We start from the raw sequence: 18917 nt of genomic DNA on the forward strand, positions 1-18917 counted from the left end.
TCGCACGACGATGACCACTGTCGATCCGAAGCTGCGCACCGTGCGCACCGCCTGTCCTTATTGTGGCGTCGGCTGCGGCGTGCTCGCCACGCCCGATGGCAGCGGCGGCGCCGCCATCTCGGGCGATCCGGTGCATCCCGCCAATCTCGGCCGGCTCTGCTCCAAGGGCTCGGCGCTCGGCGAGACGCTCGGGCTGGAGAGCCGCCTGCTGTATCCGATGGTCCGCTGCAAGCACGGCCTGGAGCGGGTGGCGTGGAGCGATGCGCTCGATCACGTCGCGAGCCGTCTGAAGCACATCGTCGCCCGCGACGGCGAGGATGCGGTGGCGTTCTATCTCTCCGGCCAGATGCTGACCGAGGATTATTACGTCGCCAACAAGCTGATGAAGGGCTTTCTCGGTTCGGCCAATGTCGACACCAATTCGCGCCTGTGCATGGCCTCCTCGGTCGCCGGCCATCGCCGCGCCTTCGGCAGCGATACCGTGCCCGGGAGTTATGAGGATCTCGACCAGGCCGATCTGCTGGTTTTCGTCGGCAGCAATGCCGCCTGGTGCCATCCGGTGCTGTACCAGCGCATGCTCGCCAACAAGCAGGGCCGTGGCGCGAAGTTCGTCGTCATCGATCCGCGCCGCACCGACACCGCCAGCGAAGCGGACCTGTTCCTTGGCCTGAAGCCGGGCACCGATGCAGCGCTGTTCTCCGGCCTGCTGGTGCATCTCGCCGACAGCGGCGCGCTCGATCGCGACTACATTGCCCGCCACACCAGCGGCTTCGACGAGACGCTCGCGCGCGCCCGCAGCCTCGCGGGCAGCGCTGCCGCCACCGCGCTCGCGACCGGCCTGTCCGAGACGGACGTGGCCGCCTTCTTCAAGCTGTTCCGCGAGACGCCCAAGGTCGTCACGCTGTATTCGCAGGGCGTCAACCAGTCGGCGCAGGGCACCGACAAGGTCAATGCCATCCTGAACTGCCATCTCGCGACAGCGCGGATCGGCAGACCGGGCATGGGGCCGTTCTCCTTGACGGGCCAGCCCAATGCCATGGGCGGCCGTGAGGTCGGTGGCCTCGCCAACCAGCTCGCCGCCCATATGAGCTTCACGCCGCCGGAGATCGATCGGGTCCGCCGCTTCTGGAAGGCGCCCGATATCGCCACCCATGAGGGCTTGAAGGCGGTCGCGATGTTCGAGGCGATCGCGCGCGGCCAGATCAAGGCGCTGTGGGTGATCGGCACCAATCCGGCGGTGTCGCTGCCGGACGCCGATCTCGTCCGCGCCGCGCTGAAGAAGCTCGAATTGTTCGTCGTCTCCGAGAATGTCCGCTCCAACGACACGGTCGATGCCGGCGTGCATGTGCTGCTGCCCGCGCAGGCCTGGGGCGAGAAGTCGGGCACCGTCACCAATTCGGAGCGGCGCATCTCGCGGCAGCGCGCCTTCATGGCACCGGCCGGCGAGGCTAGGCCGGACTGGTGGATCCTGAGCGAGGTCGGCAAGCGGCTCGGCTTTGCACAGGCCTTCAACTACAACTCCGCGGCCGACGTGTTCCGCGAGCACGCCGCGCTGTCGGCGTTCGAGAACGAGGGCAGCCGCGATTTCGACATCGGCGCGCTGGCGACGCTGACGGATGAGGAATACGAGGCGATGGCGCCGGTGCAGTGGCCGGCGCGCGCCGGCAAGCCGCCCGAGCCGCGCGTCTTTGCCGACGGCAGCTTCTTTACCAACGACCGCAAGGCCCGCTTCGTCGCGCCTGACGTGCCGGCGCTGCGCAGCGAGACGACCGCCGCGCGGCCCTTGCGGCTGAATACTGGGCGTATCCGCGACCAGTGGCACACAATGACGCGCACGGGCCTTAGCCCACGGCTCTCGGCGCATCTGCCGGAGCCGTTCGTCGAGGTCCATCCGGACGACGCGCTGCGCTACGGCCTGATGCATGACGGCTTTGCCAAGGTCACGACCGAGCATGGCCAGTGCATCCTCAAAGTCGTCGTCAGCGAGCGCCAGCAGCGCGGCATGCTGTTCGCGCCGATCCATTGGAACGCGACCAACTCCTCGCATGGCCGCGTCGGCGCGCTGGTCGCCGCGCATACCGATCCGTTCTCCGGCCAGCCCGAGGCCAAGGCGACGCCGGCTGCGATCAGTCCCTATGAGTACGTGTTCCGCGGCTTCATCCTGTCGCGCAGCGAGCTGCCACTGCCGCCGAACCTGTGGTGGGTGCGCGCGACGGTGCCGGGCGGCTTCGGTTATCTGTTCGCCGACAATGGCGACCTCATGCGCTGGCCGGCCTGGTTCAAGGCGCGCGCCAGCGACGATGTCGCCGACTACATGGATGTCGGCGGCGGCGTCTATCGCGCCGCGTCCTTTGCCGGGGATCGCATCGAGACCTGCATGTTCGTCGGCCCCGGCCATGACGCCGGCGACTGGAACGTGGTGAAGACGATGTTCGCGGCCGACAGCCTCGACGACGAGCAGCGCCGCATGCTGCTGTCCGGCCGCGCGCCGGACGGGACAGGCGGCGGGCCGATCGTCTGTGCCTGCTTCGGCGTCGGCCGCGACACGATATGCGACGCGATCGCCTCCGGTGCGCGCACGCCCGCTGCGATCGGCGCGCGGCTCAAGGCCGGCACCAATTGCGGCTCCTGCATCCCGGAGATGAAGCGGCTGATCGCGCAGACGGCGACGCAGGCTGCCGACGCGGTAAAGGTGGCGAGCTAGTTCAGCGCCGCCATTGCGAGCGAAGCGACGCCATCCAGAGTCCCGCGACGACTCTGGATGGCTTTCGTCGTATGCGGCTCCTCGCAATGACGGAAGGAGGCAATCGACGCCATCAGCGCCATCCTCTATGTTCGCTGCCATGAAGCACAAGACATTCGGAACCGGCGGGGCCAGCGTCTCCGTCATCGGGCAGGGCACTTGGCATTTCGACTTCGGTGACCGCAGCCGCGCCATCGCGGCGCTTCGCCGCGGGCTGGAGCTGGGCGCCACCCACATCGACACCGCCGAGATGTATGGCGATGCCGAACTCATCATTGCCGAGGCCATCGCCGGGCGCCGCGACGAGGTGTTCCTGGTGTCCAAGGTGCTGCCGAGCAACGCCTCGCGCAAGGGCACCATCACCGCCTGCGAGCGCTCGCTGAAGCGGCTGAAGACGGACCGGCTCGACTGCTACCTGCTGCATTGGCCGGGGTCCTATCCGCTGGAGGACACCGTCGCCGCATTCGAGGAACTCAAGGCCGCCGGCAAGATCGCCTCCTGGGGCGTCAGCAATTTCGACGTCGACGATCTCGACGAATTGCTGGAGGTTGCCGGCGAGGGCAAGATTGCCTGCAACCAAGTGCTCTATCATCTGCAGGAGCGCGCCATCGAGCACGCGGTCATTCCCTGGTGCGGTCAGCACGGCGTCGCCGTGGTGGCCTATTCGCCGTTCGGCCATGATGATTTTCCGGAGCGCCGCAGCGCCGGCGGCGAGGTGCTGCAGCGCATCGCGGAGCAGCACGGGGCCACGCCGCGCCAGATCGCACTCGCCTTCCTGACCCGCGCCTCCTCGCTGCTCGCCATCCCCAAGGCCTCGCGCCCAGACCATGCCGAGGAGAATGCCGCTGCCGGGGACATCGCACTGACCGCCGCCGACATTGCTGCGATCGATCGTGCTTTTCCGCGCGGGCCGAAGCCGCGCGGTCTGCCCATGTTGTAGTGCAGCATCACGGAAAATTACGGATGTTTGCGACCTGGGCGCGTGGGCAATGCATAGATGCTGCCCGCTTTCAATGGGTTGTCGCGACGGCCTGATTGGCGTTTTGTCGCCACTCACCGATTCGTTTCGCCTTGAGATCCCCGAGTTCGACCGTGACCCCGCCACCGAGCGCGGCAGCCGCCGCGCGTCTCGACGACGTGCCGACGTCCCTGCCACAGAAGCCGCCAGTGGCGCGCAAGCGTGCGCCCGCGCGCACGGACCGGCCGTTCCGCGGGATTGCGCTGATCCTGCTGTCGACCGTGTTCCTCGGCACCTCCGACGTGACCGCCAAATATCTGTCGAAGACGCTGCCCGCGATCGAAATCACCTGGATCCGCTTCACGGTGTTCGCGCTGATCATGGTGCCGGCGATGATCCCGGGCTCGCCGCTGTTTGCGATGCGCACCGAGCGGCTGCCATTCCAACTCCTGCGCGGCGTCGCTTTGCTCGGCTCGTCGATCTTCTTCATCACCGGTCTCGGCTATCTGCCGATCGCGGAAGCCTCCGCCACCGGCTTCGTCGCGCCGCTGTTCGTCACGGCGCTCTCGATCATCTTTCTCGGCGAGAAGGTCGGCCTGCGCCGCTGGATCGCGACCGCGGTCGGCCTGTGCGGCGTGCTGATCATCCTCCGGCCCGGCACCGGCGCGTTCCATCTCGCCGCTCTGTTCCCGATCGCCTCCGCCTTCTCCTGGGCCTGCACCCTGATCATGACGCGGATCATGAGCGGCCGCGAGCACGCCATCACCATCATGACCTATTCGTCGATTGCCGGCCTGTGCCTGCTGTCGGCGATGGTGCCGTTCGTGTGGATCACGCCGTCATGGCAGGACATCGGCTTCGGCGTGCTGGTCGGCGTCGCCTCGACGATGGGGCAGTGGATCGTTGTGCTCGCGTTCCGCTACGCCGATGCCTCCGTGCTGGCGCCGTTCTCCTACACCCAGCTGCTGTGGGTCAGCCTGCTCGGCTTCTTCGTGTTCGGCGAGGTGCCGAGCATCTGGACCGTGGTCGGCGCCGCCTTCATCGTCTCCAGCGGTCTCTACACCGCCCATCGCGAGCGCGTGCGCCGCTCGCAATTGCTGCAGGTTGCCGGCGAGAGTTCGCCGAATCCCTGAGATCGTGACGATCCTTTCCGGCGCGAGGTCGAGCGGCTTGGAGCCGGCTTCCGCCGATGCTAGGTGTGCCCCGGACGAACAAGAACAACAGGGAGCACGCCGCCATGATCGATCTGACGCCCGAGTCCATGCTGCCCGACGATGGCACCAGCGGCACGCTGGTCGGCCGCATCTGGCGCCCCGACGTGGATGGCCCGGCGGTGGTCGCCGTCCGCGACGACGGCGTGTTCGACGTCACCTCGGCATTCCCGACCGTCAGCGCGCTGTGCGAGCAGGACGATCCCGCGACCGCGCTCCGCTCCATGGGCGGTCATCGGATCGGCGATCTCGCCGATATCCTCGCCAACACGCCGCCGGACCGCCGCGATCCCGCAAAGCCCTGGCTGCTGGCCCCGGTCGATCTCCAGGTGCTGAAGGCGGCCGGCGTCACCTTTGCGATCTCGATGCTGGAGCGCGTCATCGAGGAACGTGCGCGCGGCAATCCGGCCTCGGCCGACGCCATCCGCAAGGAGGTGGTGCGGCTGGTCGGCGACGACTTCTCCAAGCTCAAGCCGGGATCGGAGCAGGCGATGCACCTCAAGCAGGTGCTGATCGAGCAGAACGCCTGGAGCCAGTATCTCGAGGTCGGCATCGGCCCCGATGCCGAGGTCTTCACCAAGGCGCCGACGCTGTCGTCGGTCGGCACCGGCATGGATGCCGGGCTGCATCCGAAATCGACCTGGAACAATCCGGAGCCGGAGGTCGTGCTGGCGGTGTCGAGCCGCGGCAAAATCGTCGGCGCCACGCTCGGCAACGACGTCAATCTGCGCGACTTCGAGGGCCGCTCGGCGCTGCTCTTGTCCAAGGCCAAGGACAACAACGCCTCCTGCGCCATCGGCCCGCTGCTGCGCCTGTTCGACAAGGGCTTCACGCTGGATGATGTCCGCAAGATGGATGTCGCGCTCACCGTGACCGGCAGCGATGGCTTCGTGCTCGATGGCCATTCCTCGATCTCGAAGATCAGTCGCGATCCGACGGATCTCGTCGCCCAGACCATCGGCGCCGTGCATCAATATCCCGACGGCTTCGCGCTGTTCCTCGGCACGATGTTCGCGCCCGTGAAGGATCGCGACGCGCCAGGCCAAGGCTTCACCCATAAGCGCGACGACATCGTCACCATCTCCGCTCCGCAACTCGGCCGCCTCGTCAACCGCATGCGCAACAGCGACGAATGCGAGCCCTGGACCTTCGGCTTGGGCGCCCTGATGCGCAACCTGGCAAGGCGGAAGCTGATCTGAGGCACGCCGCCTCCACACACACGATGTCATTCCGGGGCGCGCGATAGCGCGCGCCCGGAATCCATACGCCGCGGCGGTGGTGAGTCCGCCGAGCTGAGTGGCGATCGTGCTTCACTACGCAGGGGCGTGGTTATGGACTCCGGGCTCGCGCTGCGCGCGCCCCGGAGTGACGTCAGAGGATGGCGAAACATCGCCGGGCCTCATGGTTCGAGACGCGCCGCAAGCGGCCCTCACCATGAGGGTTGAGAGGATCTCAGGCTCGAGCTCGCGCCACGCAATCAGCCCTCGTCCTGAGGAGCCCGCCGGGCGTCTCGAAGGACCGCTGCAGGGCTCTGCCGGCCCGATGTCCGCTCATGCTCGCGCCAGTGTCACGGAGTGACGGCGGACGTCGAGCTGCCGCCGTCGGCCCGTCACACAAGCCCTGACGCCGTCTGCCCGGCGGCGCGACGGGGGCGCTCCTGCAATTGTGCGGGATCGGCCAGCGCCCGTTCGCGCACCAGCGACAGCGCATGGTCGCGCTCGGCGGCCGTGCTACGCCGCGGTTCGGGACGGCGCAGGCCCAGATCGTCGTCGATCGGGTCCTTGGGCACCAGCGACAGCGCGCGCTCGAACGGATCGACCGAGGGTTCGCGGCCTTTGCCGCTGTCGCGGCTCGGCTCCGCCTCGGCCGGACGCCGTGCCACCAAGGTCTTGATGCGGCCGATCAGGCCGGACGGCGCCTCCGGCGGGGCGGAGTCGAACGGGTCGGCATAGAACGTCGCGCCGGCCTTCTCGACCATGCCGGCGAGCGCCGTGACCATGCGCGGCGAGCCGCAGGCATAGACGACATCGGAGGCCGTCAGTGTCGGCATCTGCGGCTCGATGCGCCCGGTGCGGATCGAGGGATGGTTGATCGGGCCTTCCTCCACGGTCGGAATGATCGTGACATTCGGCAGCCGCGCCAGCTGCGCCAGGATCGGCGTCATGTAGAGCTGCGGCAGCTTCTTGGCGCCGGCGATGATCACCATGGGCCGATTGCGGTTCTCGCGCAGCGCCATGGCGGCGATGGCCCAGATCGGCGCGAAGCCGGTGCCGCTGCCGGCGAGGATCAGCCGGCCGGCGCCGCCTGGACGCAGGAACGCATGCCCATAGGGCCCCTGGATGCGCAGCCGGTGCCCCGGGCGGATGCCGCTGCCGAGCGCGGTCGTCACGCGGCCGCCGCGCACCTTCTTGATGTTGAGATGGATGACGCGGCCGCCGATGCGGCCGTCGAACGACGCCGTCGGGCTGTAGGCGCGCGCCGGATAGCCGGCGAAGGTGAACTTGAAGTACTGACCCGGCAGATAGCTGATGCTCTTCTCGGGTGCGATCATCAGCTCCATGATGTCGGGCGCGACCTCGCGCAGGCCCACCAGCCGTGCCTTGCTGATGTCGATCTCCGGCACGTCCTCCACCTCGACGTCGAGGTCCGACACCACGCGGGCCTGGCACGCATAGATCATGCCCTGCGTATGCGTCTCCCCGCACACGGTCTGGCCCTTGGCGACGTGAACCATGCAGGTGCCGCAGGTGCCGGCGCGGCAGTCGAACGGAATTTCGACGCCGTTGGCCAGCGCGCCGTCGAGCAGCACGTCACCCGCGCGGACGCGGAACTGGCGGCCTTTGACGGTGACGGTCCTGAAGTTCGACATGGGCTACTCCTCGATCGATGACGCTGAGACTGTGGGAAGGCTTTAAGCCGCGGGATCACGCCTTGCCGGGTGAGACGCGGATCAGGTTCTTGTTGGCGGTGCTCTCGAACCGGCTCGACCAATAGTTCGAGGCCATCACCGGCCGCTTCAGCCAGCTCACCTTCGGGTTACGCAGCACCAGGAACCAGAAGAAGAACGGCGTCGTGACGAGATGTGAGACCAGCGGAAACCAGTCCGGCAGCAGCGAGGCCGGGCCGGGCAGGCGATACCAGTAGTAGGTGCTGATCGCGGCCGCCGCGAAGATGCGATGCATCCTGGTGCGGCTGGCCGGCTTGTAGCGCAGCACATGCTCGCCAATCTTGAAGAGGATGTAGCTGATGATGGCCGCGCCGAACGGCCAGACATAGGCGGTGATGATCTCGGCATGTCCGACCTGCTGCGGCGGATAGTCCGGCACCTGGAACCAGCCCCAGACGAAGCCCGGAAAACTGCCGATCAGGAAGTTGCCGAGGAACTGCTGCACCTTGGTCGGGACGCCCGCCGTCGGCGTCAGCTCGGGCGTCGAGTCCGGGCACGGATTGCTGCAGGCCTCGCAGATATTGCAGCGGGCGTTCTTGAAGGTGAGCGCCGGGTTGGTGCCATAGAGACGCTCGACCGGGTGGATGGGGCAGAGCGAGGTGCACCAGCCCGAACGCATCTCGAACACCGATCCCATTGCGAACGCCATGAACGCAGCCGACAGCAGCATCAGCGCCGTCAGCGGACCGTCGACATTCAGCCCGATGCGCCGCATCGGCACGACGATGAACAGCAGGGTCACGCCGATCACCGCCAAGGTCGCCGCGCCCCATTCCGGCATCCGGATGTTCTGCGAGATGCCCATCTTGTTCGGCAGCAGATGGAAGGTCGCCATCGGGCAGATGTTGCGCCAGAGGCCCGGCGAGATCGTCACCAGCGCCGGCGCGATCGGAATCAGGAGATTCCACATCAGCGCGATGCCGAGCGGAGGAAAGAACAGCAGCAGATTCACCAGGAGCACGCCGACGATCAACATGACCGTCTGCATCGTCAGCCAGAACCGTCGCTCGGCCCGTCCGGTGCTGCGGCTGCCGGGCTGTGCCGCCGGCTGATACCGCGCGGGAGCCACTTTCACGGCCACATAAGCGAGCGGCCGGGCGTTTCCATGATGCGAAGTGTAGTCGTGTCGGGACGAACGTTGGGCGCTGTTGTTTGGCATTGCTTTCCAGGACGCGTGTTGTTCTTCACGATCGCGCCGACCGCACGAGCCCCGGATCTGGACTTGTTAGTCCGGCGATCCCGTTCGCTCGTGTCTCAGCGCATGCTGTGGTGCAGAATCTGACGGCGAGATGTGGCGCTTTTTGACGGCCAATATGGACGTGTCTGGGCCATGCTGCGGTTGGCTTGCGGCCGTTTGATCTGGATCAAATCCAGGAACATCAAGCATTTGATCGATATCGATGTGCATTTCCGCGGGCGTTTGATCTGGATCAATGACGACCCTTGCTGTGACACGCCTCCGGCAAGATCAAGGCCGCGCCTGCGTGCTCCCGGCAACGACGGCAGAGATTGCGGAGGTGGCGCGGCTCACACCGGCAGGGCGATCGAGTACTTCACCTGGCTGAGCGCAAAGCTGCTTTCGATCGAGGCGATGCCGTCGAGCCGCGTCAGCTTCGATTTCAGGAACGCCTCGTAAGACGACAGATCGGCCGCGACTACGCGCAGCAGATAGTCCCGATTGCCGGTCATCAGATAGCATTCCAGCACCTCGGGCCAGGCGGAGATCGCCTTTTCGAAGCGCTTGAGATCCTCCTCCTTCTGCCGAGCCAGCTTGATCGAGATGAAGACGGAGACGTGCAGCCCGAGTGCCTTCTGGTCGACGGTCGCGAGATAGCGGGTGATGACGCCGCGCTCCTCCAGCAGCTTGACGCGGCGGTGGCACGGCGAGACCGAGAGGCCAACCTTGTCGGCGAGCTCCTGCATGGTGATGCGGCCGTCGGCCTGGAGATGGCCGAGGATCTTGCGGTCGATGGCGTCGAGATCGGGCATTGGGATCATTTTGGTAAAACTGGCAGATTGATGGGAAAATATCCCAATAATGTCGGATCGTGCGCGAAAAATTGAGAATTTTGGCCGGGCCGGCGGGATTAAGCTTGACGAATCCACCACGACCCGCCGGGAGCAGCGCCATGGCCAAGCCATCCGCCTCGTCAGACCGTCTCGACATCCTGAACGCGCTGACCCGCAAGGTGCTCTGGCTGTCGTCCTGGACCATCCACCACGCCAACCATATCAGGCCCAACATCGACGGCCTGAAGGTCGGCGGACACCAGGCATCCTCGGCCTCGCTCGCGACCATCATGTCGGCGTTGTATTTCTCGGTACTGCGCCCCGAGGACCGCGTCGCGGTGAAGCCGCATGCCAGCCCGGTCTTCCATGCCATCCAATATCTGTTCGGCCGGCAGAGCCGCGAGAAGCTGGAGAATTTCCGCGGCTTCAAGGGCGCGCAGTCCTATCCGTCACGGACCAAGGACGTCGACGATGTCGACTTCTCGACCGGCTCGGTCGGCCTCGGCGTGGCGCAGACGCTGTTCTCGTCGCTGGTGCAGGACTATGTGCAGGCGCATGGCTGGATGAAGGACCGCCGCGAAGGCCGCATGATCGCGCTGGTCGGCGATGCCGAGATGGACGAGGGCAACATCTTCGAGGCGCTGGCCGAAGGCTGGAAGCACGGCCTGCGCAACACCTGGTGGATCGTCGACTACAACCGCCAGAGCCTCGACGCCGTGGTGCGCGAGGGCCTGTGGGAGAAGTTCGAGACCATGTTCCGCAACTTCGGCTGGGACGTGGTGATCGTGAAATACGGCCGGCTGATGCGTGAGGCCTTCGCCGAGCCCGGCGGCGAGGCGCTGCGGCGCTGGATCGACAATTGTCCCAACGCGCTCTACGCCGCGCTGTGCTTCCAGGGCGGCGCGGCCTTTCGCAAGCACATCCAGGACGACATCGGCGACCAGGGCGACGTGACGCGGCTGCTCGACCGGCGCAGCGACGACGAGCTGCTGGCGCTGATGTCGAATCTCGGCGGCCACGACATGGCGAGCATGCTGGAGGCGTTCGAGTCCATCGACCACGACCGCCCGGTCTGCTTCATCGCCTACACCATCAAGGGCGTCGGCCTGCCGTTCCAGGGCCACAAGGACAATCATGCCGGGCTGATGACGGTCGCGCAGATGGAGAGATGGCGCGCCCAGCAGAACATCCGCCCCGGCCACGAGTGGGACAAGTTCGAAGGGCTGAAGCAGGATGCGGCGATGCTGGAGTCGTTCCTGGCGTCGGTGCCGTTCAACCGTGATGGTCGCCGCCTGAGCGATGCCGTGCTCGACGTGCCGGGGCGACTGACCTTCACGGCCGCGGCGCAGATGTCGACGCAGCAGGGCTTTGGCCTCATCCTCAACGATCTCGCCCGCAGCGATAGCGCGATGGCCTCACGCATCGTGACCTCGTCGCCCGACGTCACCGTCTCGACCAATCTCGGCGCCTGGGTCAACCGCCGCGGGCTGTTCGCTCGCGCCGAGAAGGCCGACCTGTTCCGCAGCGAGAGGATCCCGTCGACCTTCAACTGGGCGGCCTCGCCGAAGGGCCAGCACATCGAGCTGGGGATCGCCGAGATGAACCTGTTCATCATGGCCTCCGCGCTCGGCCTGTCGCATGCCATCAACGGCGCGCGGCTGCTGCCGATCGTTACGCTCTATGATCCCTTCATCGAGCGCGGCCTCGATGCGTTGAACTACGCCTGCTATCAGGATGCGCGCTTCATGGTGGTGGCGACGCCGTCGGGCGTGACCTTGGCACCGGAGGGCGGCGCGCATCAGTCGATCGCAACGCCGCTGATCGGCATGGCGCAGGACGGACTGTCGTCGTTCGAGCCGGCCTTCGTCGACGAGCTCGCCGCGATCATGAAATGGGGCTTTGCCCACATGCAAGCCGCGCCGGGCGAGGGCGGTTCGGTCTATCTGCGGCTGTCGACCCGCACCATCGACCAGCCGCAGCGGATCATGTCGCCGGAGCTGGAAGCCGACATCGCCGCCGGCGCCTATTGGCTGCGCAAGCCGGGCCCGAATGCGGAGGTGATCGTCGCCTATACCGGCGCGGTTGCGCCGGAGGCGATCGAGGCGACCGGGCTGATCGGCGAGTCGCGGCGCGACGTCGGCCTGCTCGCTATCACCTCGGCCGACCGGCTGCATGCCGGATGGACCGCGGCGCGCAGCCTGCGGCGGCATCGCCGCGGTGTGCAGCATCTCAGTCATGTCGAGCAGCTGCTGGCACCGCTGCCGCGCGATTGCGGCATTGTCACCGTCATCGACGGCCATCCGGCGACGCTGGGCTGGCTGGGCTCGGTCCGTGGCCATCGCGTCGAGGCGCTGGGGGTCGAGACGTTCGGCCAGACCGGCACGATCGACGATCTCTATCGTCACAACGGCATGGATGCGAATGCCATCATTGATGCGGCGGAAAGCCTGACCGGCGCGCCGGTGCGCCATCGGAAAATGGCGGTGTAGCGGCGCGCGGCACAAACAGATGCGCCGTCTCCCTCACCTGGATGAAGGAGACGGCGTCGCAACTTGGGTTAAAAGGGCTAGGTGCTAAAAAGCGGCTTCAATAAAACCTGACGAAGTCATTCGTCATGAAAGCGTTTCCGGCAGCGTCTCGGTGAGCCGGCGTGTCCGATGGGGAGAGATTAGCCGGGACGATCGGGCCCGGTTGTGAACCAGTTCACACATCGCAAAATGAATCTGCGTATGTTCGGCGACCGGCCGCGGTTGAACTGGAATTCTGGGAGCCGGAAAACCTTCCGGTCAGGCCGTGTTTTGCTGCAGCGCAAAAGGAAATGGCGTCAAGATGCAGCGGGCGCTTGGCTTGCGCCGGTCGTGGCGTTGATCCTATATCCGAGCCATCCGCAACCCCGGTCCCCGCATGTGGCGGGTTCAACCTGCGGACCGTTCGTGCCAGGGTGCTGGCCCGCACGCTCCCGCCCCTCCCATATGCTTCCGACGTGAAGAGGTTTTCCGATGGTCAATCGCCTGCAATTCTACATCGATGGCGCCTGGGTCGATCCGGTCGTCAAGAAGTCCACGCCGGTGGTCAATCCGGCGACCGAAGAGGCGATGTATGAGGTTGCGCTGGGCTCCAAGGCCGATGTGGACAAGGCGGTCGCCGCCGCCCGCCGCGCGTTCGAGACCTTCTCGCTGACCTCGCGCGAGGAGCGGGTCGCACTGCTCGAGAAGATCATCGCGATCTACAAGGGCCGCATGAAGGAGATCGGCGCTGCCGTCTCCGACGAGATGGGCGCGCCGCTGCCGATGGCCGAGAAGCTGCAGGCCGGCGCCGGCCTCGGCCACTTGATGTCGACGCTCGACGTGCTGAAGAAGTACGAGTTCGAGGAGACGCTGCCCGCCTCCGTGGTGGTGCGCGAGCCGGTCGGCGTGGTCGGCATGATCACGCCCTGGAATTGGCCGCTCAACCAGATCGCCTGCAAGGTGGCGCCGGCGCTGGCCGCGGGCTGCACCATGATCCTGAAGCCGTCGGAGTTCACCCCGACCTCGGCGCTGATCTTCGCCGAGATCCTGCATGAAGCAGGCGTGCCGAAGGGCGTGTTCAACCTGATCAACGGCCTCGGCCCGGAGGTCGGTGCCGCGATGAGCGAGCATCCGGACATTGACATGATCTCGTTCACCGGCTCGACCCGCGCCGGCATCGACGTCGCCAAGCGCGCCGCGCCGACGGTGAAGCGCGTCAGCCAGGAGCTCGGCGGAAAGTCGCCGAACGTGATCCTGGAGGGCGCCGATCTGGTCAAGGCGGTGACCGGCGGCGTCATGCACATGTTCAACAACTCCGGCCAGTCCTGCAACGCGCCGTCGCGCATGATCGTGCCGGCCGCGCGCATGAAGGAAGTGGCCGCGATCGCCAAGGGCGTCGCCGACAAGACCAAGGCCGGCGATCCCCGCGGGGAGGGCACCACGATCGGTCCGGTCGTCAATCGTGGTCAGTGGGAGAAGATCCAGGCGCTCATCAACAAGGGCATCGAGGAGGGCGCCACCCTCGTCGCCGGTGGTCCGGGCCTGCCCGAGGGCGTCAACAAGGGCTTCTATGTGCGTCCGACCATCTTCGCCGACGTCAAGCCCGACATGACCATCTCGCGCGAGGAGATTTTCGGACCGGTGCTCGTGATCATCGGCGCGCAGGACGAGTCTGAGGCGGTGAAGATCGCCAACGACACGCCCTATGGTCTCGCCGGCTACGTCTCCGCCCCGACCATCGAGAAGGCCCGCGAGGTCGGCCGCAAGATCCGTGCCGGCAACGTCAACCTGCAGGGCGTCCCGAACGACCGCACCGCGCCGTTCGGCGGCTACAAGCAGTCCGGCAACGGCCGCGAATGGGGCAAGTTCGGTCTTGAGGAGTATCTCGAGGTCAAGGCGGTCGCCGGCTACAACGCGGCTTGATCGGTCTCCGTCATTGCGAGCGCAGTGAAGCAATCCAGGGCCAAAAGAAAGTCTGGATTGTTTCGCGGAGCCCGCCCTTGGGCTCGCCGGAGGCGAGACCCCGGGGGCTCCTCGCAAGGACGGCCAGTCATCCCCCCAGCGCCCCCTGCGTGTTCACGTAGAGCGCGTAGATCGACTGGCTGGCCGCCATGAACAGGCGGTTGCGCTTGAGGCCGCCGAAGCACAGGTTGGCGCAGCGTTCGGGCAAGGCGATGCGGCCGATCGGGCCGCCGTCGGGAGCGAACACCATGACGCCGTCGAGCTCGGGGCTGCCCATTCCCCAGCCGCACCAGAGATTGCCGTCGACGTCGCAGCGCATGCCGTCCGGCGTGCCAGGCCCGGCATCGATGTGGACGCGTTTGTTGGCGAGCGTCGTGCCGTCGGCGGAGACGTCATAAGCGAGGATCTTCCGGTTGGGCACGCCGCGGGATTCGACGACGTAGAGGATGCGCTCGTCGGGCGAGAAGCACAGCCCATTCGGCCCCAGTACGCCGTCGGCGACAACCGTCGCTTTGCCGGTGGCGCCGTCGATCCGGTACACGTTAGCGTCGATTTCGGGCTCGGCCTTGTAGCCCTCGTAATTGCCCAGCAGGCCGAAGGTCGGATCGGTGAACCAGATCGAACCGTCGGATTTCACGACAACATCGTTCGGCGAATTCAGCCGCTTGCCGTCGAAACTGTCGATCAGCACGGTGATGGATCCGTCATATTCGGTGCGGGTGACGCGGCGCCCGCCATGCTCGCAGGTGACGAGCCGGCCCTGCCGATCGCGGGTATTGCCATTGGCGAAATTGGAGGGCTTGCGGAAGACCGAGACCGCGCCGGTCTCCTCCTCCCATTTGAGGATGCGCTGGTTGGGGATGTCGCTGCACAAAAGGTAGCGTCCGTCGCCGAACCACACCGGCCCCTCGGCCCAGCGCAGCCCGGTGGCCAGCCGTTCGACCGCCGAGAGCTTCAGCCAGTATTTTTCGAAGCGTGGGTCCAGCGCCTGGATCGCCGGGTCAGGATAGAAGGTCGCAGGGCGCCAGCCCTGGGCATGAGCGTTTCCGTCGGACATTGTCCCGTCCCGTTATTGCGCCTTTGCGATCTCTGCTATCATTGGACCGCCACGGCCGCAAACCTGCGGGCCGAAAACGAGGGATGAAATGCCACGTATCTTGATGACCGGTGCGAGCGGTGGAATCGGCAGTTCCTTGCGGAAGCTGCTGCCGCCGATCTATCCGGACCTTTTGCTCAGCGACCTCCGGCCGCCGGCCGACCTCTCCAGCCAGGAAACCTTCAAGGCGGCCGATCTTGCCGACCTCTCGCAGGTCGAGGCGTTGTGCGAGGGCGTCGATGGCATCATCCATTTCGGCGGCTACTCGGTCGAAGGCCCGTGGAACGACATACTGCAGGCCAATATTATCGGCGGCTACAACCTGTTCGAGGCCGCCCGCCGCAAGGGAGTCAAGCGGATTGTGTTCGCATCGTCGAACCACGCGGTCGGCTTTTATCCGCGACATCGCAAGATCGACAACGACGTGCAGCCGCGCCCCGACGGTCGCTATGGCGTCAGCAAGGTGTTCGGCGAGGCGCTCGGTTCGCTGTATGCCGACAAGCACGGGCTGAAGGTGACCTGCATCCGCATCGGCAATTTCGGCGACAAGCCGCTCGATCGGCGGCGTCTGTCGATCTGGCTGAAGCCGGACGATCTGGTCCAGCTTTGCCGCATCGGGCTCGAGCATCCGGATATTCATTTTGAGGTGCTCTATGGTGCTTCGCTGAATGAGCGCGCCTGGTGGGACAATCAGCGCGCCTATGATCTCGGCTACCGTCCGACCGGTCGGGCCGAGGATTTCCGCGAACATGCCCTTGCCGAGCAGGCCAAGCTGCCCGCCGATCCGATCGGCGACTACTTCCAGGGGGGCACGTTCTGCACCACCGAGTTCGATGGCGATACCAGCCGGATCATCGACTGGGGTTGATCCTTTTTTTTGGCGTTCCGGGGCAACCGCGCCCCGGAATGGCTCCTGTGACCAAGAACAACAAGAACAGACAACGACACGAGACTGACATGACCGACGGCCTGCGCAAGGGACTGACCGCTTACGGCGATGCCGGATTCTCGCTGTTCCTGCGCAAGGCCTTCATCAAGGCGGCCGGCTATTCCGACGACGCGCTCGATCGACCCATCGTCGGCATCACCAACACCTATAGCGACTACAATCCCTGCCACGGCAACGTGCCGCAGATCCTCGAGGCGGTGAAGCGCGGCGTCATGCTCTCGGGCGCGATGCCCTTCGTGTTTCCGACCATCTCGATCGCGGAGAGCTTTGCGCATCCGACCTCGATGTATCTGCGCAACCTGATGGCGATGGAAACCGAGGAGATGATCCGCGCCCAGCCGATGGATGCCGTGGTCGTCATCGGCGGCTGCGACAAGACGCTGCCAGCGCAGATCATGGCGGCAGTGTCTGCCGACCTGCCCACGGTCGTCATTCCCGTGGGGCCGATGGTCGTCGGGCATCACAAGGGCGAGGTGCTCGGCGCCTGCACCGACTGCCGGCGCCTGTGGGCCAAATATCGTGCCGGCGAGATGGACGACAGCGAGATCGAGGCGGTCAACGGCCGGCTCGCGCCGTCTGTCGGCACCTGCATGGTGATGGGCACGGCCTCGACCATGGCCTGTATCACCGAGGCGCTCGGTCTGTCCTTGCCGATGAGCGCGACGATCCCGGCGCCCCATGCCGAGCGTTTCCGATCGGCCGAAGCGAGCGGTCGGGTCGCGGCTGAACTGGCCAAGGCCAAGGGGCCGAAGCCGAGCGAGCTGTTGACGCCGGCGGCCTTCAAGAATGCGCAGGTGGTGCTGCAAGCCATCGGCGGCTCCACCAACGGTCTGGTGCACCTGACCGCGATCGCCGGCCGGACCCCCCACAAGATCGACCTCGATGCGTTCGACCGCATCGGCCACGAGGTTCCGGTGCTGGTCGATCTCAAGCCGTCCGGCGAGCACTACATGGAGCACTTCCACCACGCCGGCGGTGTGCCGAAGCTCATGAAGCAACTCGGCGATCTCATCGATCTCGATTGCCGGTCGATCACCGGCCAGTCGCTGCGCGAGATCGTCGCCGCCGCCGAGGATGTGCCAGGGCAGGACGTGATCCGCGCGCGCGACGACGCGATCAAGCCGGAGGGCGGCTTGGCCGTGCTGCGCGGCAATCTCGCGCCGCGCGGCGCCGTCATCAAGCATTCCGCGGCGAGCCCAAAGCTGCTGCAGCATACGGGGCGCGCCGTCGTGTTCGAGTCGGTCGAGGACATGACGAGGCGGGTCGATGACCCCGATCTCGACGTCTCTGCCGATGACGTCCTGGTGCTGCGCAATGCGGGGCCCAAGGGGGCGCCCGGCATGCCGGAGGCCGGCTATCTGCCGATCCCGAAGAAGCTCGCACGCGGCGGCACCAAGGACATGGTGCGCATCTCCGATGCGCGCATGAGCGGCACCGCCTTCGGCACCATCGTGCTGCACATCACGCCGGAATCCGCGGTCGGCGGTCCGCTGGCGCTGGTGCAGACCGGCGACATGATCCGGCTCGATGTCGAAAGGCGCAGCATCGACCTGCTGGTCGATCAATCCGAGCTGGATCGGCGTCGGGCGGCGCTCAAGCCTGCGACGACACCGGACTGGGCGGAACGCGGCTATGCGCATCTGTTTCATGAAACGATCCTGCAAGCCGACGACGGCTGCGATTTCGACTTCATGCGCCGGAAAGGGAAGGGGTGAGCGCTGTCCTACTTTCCTTTGCTGGTGAATCGCTTCACGGCGGCGCGGAATTCGCCGGTGTGCATGCAATTGATGATGGCATCGCGTTCTGCGGCGAGCTGGTCTTCGACCGTGCTGGTCGGCGCGCGATGGATCAGCGCCTTGGTGGCCGCGATGCCGGCGGGCATGTTCTGCGCCAAACGCTGCGCCAGCGCCTCGGTGGCCGCGGCCAGCTCGGATGCCGAGACGACCTTGGCGACAAGGCCCCATTCATAGGCTTGCGCAGCTGTGAAGCTGTCCTCGGCCAGGAAGATCTGCAGCGCCCGCCTTACGCCTGCCGTCGCGACGACGCCAACCGTGCCGCCGCCGTCGGGCGAGACGCCGAGCTTGGCATAAGCGGGGGTGAAGCGCGCTTCATCGGCGGCGATGCACAGATCGGCGGCAAAAGCGAGCGACATCCCGGCGCCCGCGGCGGAGCCGTGCACGCTCGCCAGCACGATCTTGGGCATGCGGCGCAGGCTCGCGATGAAGGCGTGGTAGTGATGCAGCAGCTCGCTCACCACCGGCGTGATGGTGTCGGCCTCGGCCGCGGCGCCGATCGTCTGCAGGTCGCCACCGGCACAGAAGGCGCGGCCTTCGCCCTTCAGGACCAGCACCCGGATGGACGGATCAGCCTCGACCTGCGCCGCAAGCTGCTCCAGGCGCTGGGCGATGGCAAGGTTGATGGCGTTGAACGCCGCCGGCCGATCGAGTGTGATGGTCGCGATCGCGCCATTGATGCTGAGGCGGGCAGGTTCCGCTACTGCGTCCGACATTCATTCCTCCCGGGTATGGCTGGTG

Annotated in this window: 13 protein-coding genes; 8 read left to right on the forward strand and 5 right to left on the reverse strand. The window is 66.2% G+C overall.

All coding sequences use genetic code 11. The annotated features are described in order from the left end of the window. The first annotated feature begins 10 nt into the window (after positions 1-10). The 4 genes from BBTA_RS13140 to BBTA_RS13155 all read left to right on the forward strand — a co-directional run bounded on the left by BBTA_RS13140 (position 11) and on the right by BBTA_RS13155 (position 6111). Positions 11-2704, forward strand: a complete 2694-nt coding sequence (locus tag BBTA_RS13140; RefSeq protein WP_012042973.1) for a nitrate reductase — start codon at positions 11-13, stop codon at positions 2702-2704. A 139-nt stretch (positions 2705-2843) separates the two neighbouring features. Next, on the forward strand, positions 2844-3683 hold the full coding sequence (locus BBTA_RS13145; protein ID WP_012042974.1) for an aldo/keto reductase: 840 nt from the start codon (positions 2844-2846) through the stop codon (positions 3681-3683). A 197-nt stretch (positions 3684-3880) separates the two neighbouring features. Beyond that, complete coding sequence (locus BBTA_RS13150) at positions 3881-4834, forward strand: DMT family transporter (RefSeq protein ID WP_012042975.1); 954 nt, start codon at positions 3881-3883, stop codon at positions 4832-4834. Between the two features lie 104 nt (positions 4835-4938). After that, the gene (locus tag BBTA_RS13155) at positions 4939-6111 is read left to right on the forward strand and encodes a fumarylacetoacetate hydrolase family protein (RefSeq protein WP_012042976.1); all 1173 of its coding nucleotides are present in this window, start codon (positions 4939-4941) and stop codon (positions 6109-6111) included. A 410-nt stretch (positions 6112-6521) separates the two neighbouring features. Here BBTA_RS13155 and BBTA_RS13160 read toward each other — a convergent pair whose 3' ends face one another. The 3 genes from BBTA_RS13160 to BBTA_RS13175 all read right to left on the reverse strand — a co-directional run bounded on the left by BBTA_RS13160 (position 6522) and on the right by BBTA_RS13175 (position 9848). Then, positions 6522-7781: a 2Fe-2S iron-sulfur cluster-binding protein gene (locus BBTA_RS13160; protein ID WP_012042977.1), complete on the reverse strand. Its 1260-nt coding sequence runs from the start codon at positions 7779-7781 to the stop codon at positions 6522-6524. 55 nt (positions 7782-7836) lie between these two features. Beyond that, positions 7837-8940 carry a ferredoxin gene (locus BBTA_RS13165; RefSeq protein ID WP_012042978.1) on the reverse strand — a complete coding sequence of 368 codons (1104 nt, stop codon included), beginning with the start codon at positions 8938-8940 and terminating at the stop codon, positions 7837-7839. Between the two features lie 446 nt (positions 8941-9386). Continuing rightward, on the reverse strand, positions 9387-9848 hold the full coding sequence (locus BBTA_RS13175; RefSeq protein WP_012042979.1) for an Lrp/AsnC family transcriptional regulator: 462 nt from the start codon (positions 9846-9848) through the stop codon (positions 9387-9389). 140 nt (positions 9849-9988) lie between these two features. On the opposite strand from BBTA_RS13175, the gene BBTA_RS13180 reads away from it, so the two are divergent. Both BBTA_RS13180 and BBTA_RS13185 read left to right on the forward strand, forming a co-directional pair. Next, positions 9989-12358, forward strand: coding sequence for a transketolase (locus tag BBTA_RS13180; protein ID WP_012042980.1), 2370 nt, complete (start codon positions 9989-9991; stop codon positions 12356-12358). Positions 12359-12868: 510 nt separating this feature from the next. After that, entirely contained in the window at positions 12869-14299 is a 1431-nt protein-coding gene (locus BBTA_RS13185) for an aldehyde dehydrogenase family protein (protein WP_012042981.1), read from the forward strand. Between the two features lie 127 nt (positions 14300-14426). Here BBTA_RS13185 and BBTA_RS13190 read toward each other — a convergent pair whose 3' ends face one another. Continuing rightward, positions 14427-15395 (reverse strand): SMP-30/gluconolactonase/LRE family protein, encoded by a 969-nt coding sequence (locus BBTA_RS13190; RefSeq protein WP_012042982.1) that lies wholly within the window; start codon positions 15393-15395, stop codon positions 14427-14429. An 88-nt stretch (positions 15396-15483) separates the two neighbouring features. On the opposite strand from BBTA_RS13190, the gene BBTA_RS13195 reads away from it, so the two are divergent. Continuing rightward, a complete protein-coding gene (locus tag BBTA_RS13195) occupies positions 15484-16302 on the forward strand; it encodes an NAD(P)-dependent oxidoreductase (RefSeq protein WP_041750612.1) in 819 nt (272 codons plus the stop codon). An 89-nt stretch (positions 16303-16391) separates the two neighbouring features. Beyond that, positions 16392-18098: an IlvD/Edd family dehydratase gene (locus BBTA_RS13200; protein WP_012042984.1), complete on the forward strand. Its 1707-nt coding sequence runs from the start codon at positions 16392-16394 to the stop codon at positions 18096-18098. 8 nt (positions 18099-18106) lie between these two features. On the opposite strand, the gene BBTA_RS13205 is transcribed toward BBTA_RS13200, so the two are convergent. After that, the gene (locus tag BBTA_RS13205) at positions 18107-18892 is read right to left on the reverse strand and encodes an enoyl-CoA hydratase/isomerase family protein (protein WP_012042985.1); all 786 of its coding nucleotides are present in this window, start codon (positions 18890-18892) and stop codon (positions 18107-18109) included. Between the last annotated feature and the right edge of the window lie 25 nt (positions 18893-18917).

The sequence above is a fragment of the Bradyrhizobium sp. BTAi1 genome, assembly GCF_000015165.1.
GTDB classification, from domain to species: domain Bacteria; phylum Pseudomonadota; class Alphaproteobacteria; order Rhizobiales; family Xanthobacteraceae; genus Bradyrhizobium; species Bradyrhizobium denitrificans.

What these genes read in the sequence shown, in the direction of transcription:
- BBTA_RS13140 (WP_012042973.1), top strand. Translation starts at nt 11, where the DNA reads ATGACCACTGTCGATCCGAAGCTGCGCACCGTGCGCACCGCCTGTCCT.
- BBTA_RS13145 (WP_012042974.1), top strand. Translation starts at nt 2,844, where the DNA reads ATGAAGCACAAGACATTCGGAACCGGCGGGGCCAGCGTCTCCGTCATC.
- BBTA_RS13155 (WP_012042976.1), top strand. Translation starts at nt 4,939, where the DNA reads ATGATCGATCTGACGCCCGAGTCCATGCTGCCCGACGATGGCACCAGC.
- BBTA_RS13160 (WP_012042977.1), bottom strand. Translation starts at nt 7,781, where the DNA reads ATGTCGAACTTCAGGACCGTCACCGTCAAAGGCCGCCAGTTCCGCGTC.
- BBTA_RS13175 (WP_012042979.1), bottom strand. Translation starts at nt 9,848, where the DNA reads ATGCCCGATCTCGACGCCATCGACCGCAAGATCCTCGGCCATCTCCAG.
- BBTA_RS13180 (WP_012042980.1), top strand. Translation starts at nt 9,989, where the DNA reads ATGGCCAAGCCATCCGCCTCGTCAGACCGTCTCGACATCCTGAACGCG.
- BBTA_RS13185 (WP_012042981.1), top strand. Translation starts at nt 12,869, where the DNA reads ATGGTCAATCGCCTGCAATTCTACATCGATGGCGCCTGGGTCGATCCG.
- BBTA_RS13190 (WP_012042982.1), bottom strand. Translation starts at nt 15,395, where the DNA reads ATGTCCGACGGAAACGCTCATGCCCAGGGCTGGCGCCCTGCGACCTTC.
- BBTA_RS13195 (WP_041750612.1), top strand. Translation starts at nt 15,484, where the DNA reads ATGCCACGTATCTTGATGACCGGTGCGAGCGGTGGAATCGGCAGTTCC.
- BBTA_RS13200 (WP_012042984.1), top strand. Translation starts at nt 16,392, where the DNA reads ATGACCGACGGCCTGCGCAAGGGACTGACCGCTTACGGCGATGCCGGA.
- BBTA_RS13205 (WP_012042985.1), bottom strand. Translation starts at nt 18,892, where the DNA reads ATGTCGGACGCAGTAGCGGAACCTGCCCGCCTCAGCATCAATGGCGCG.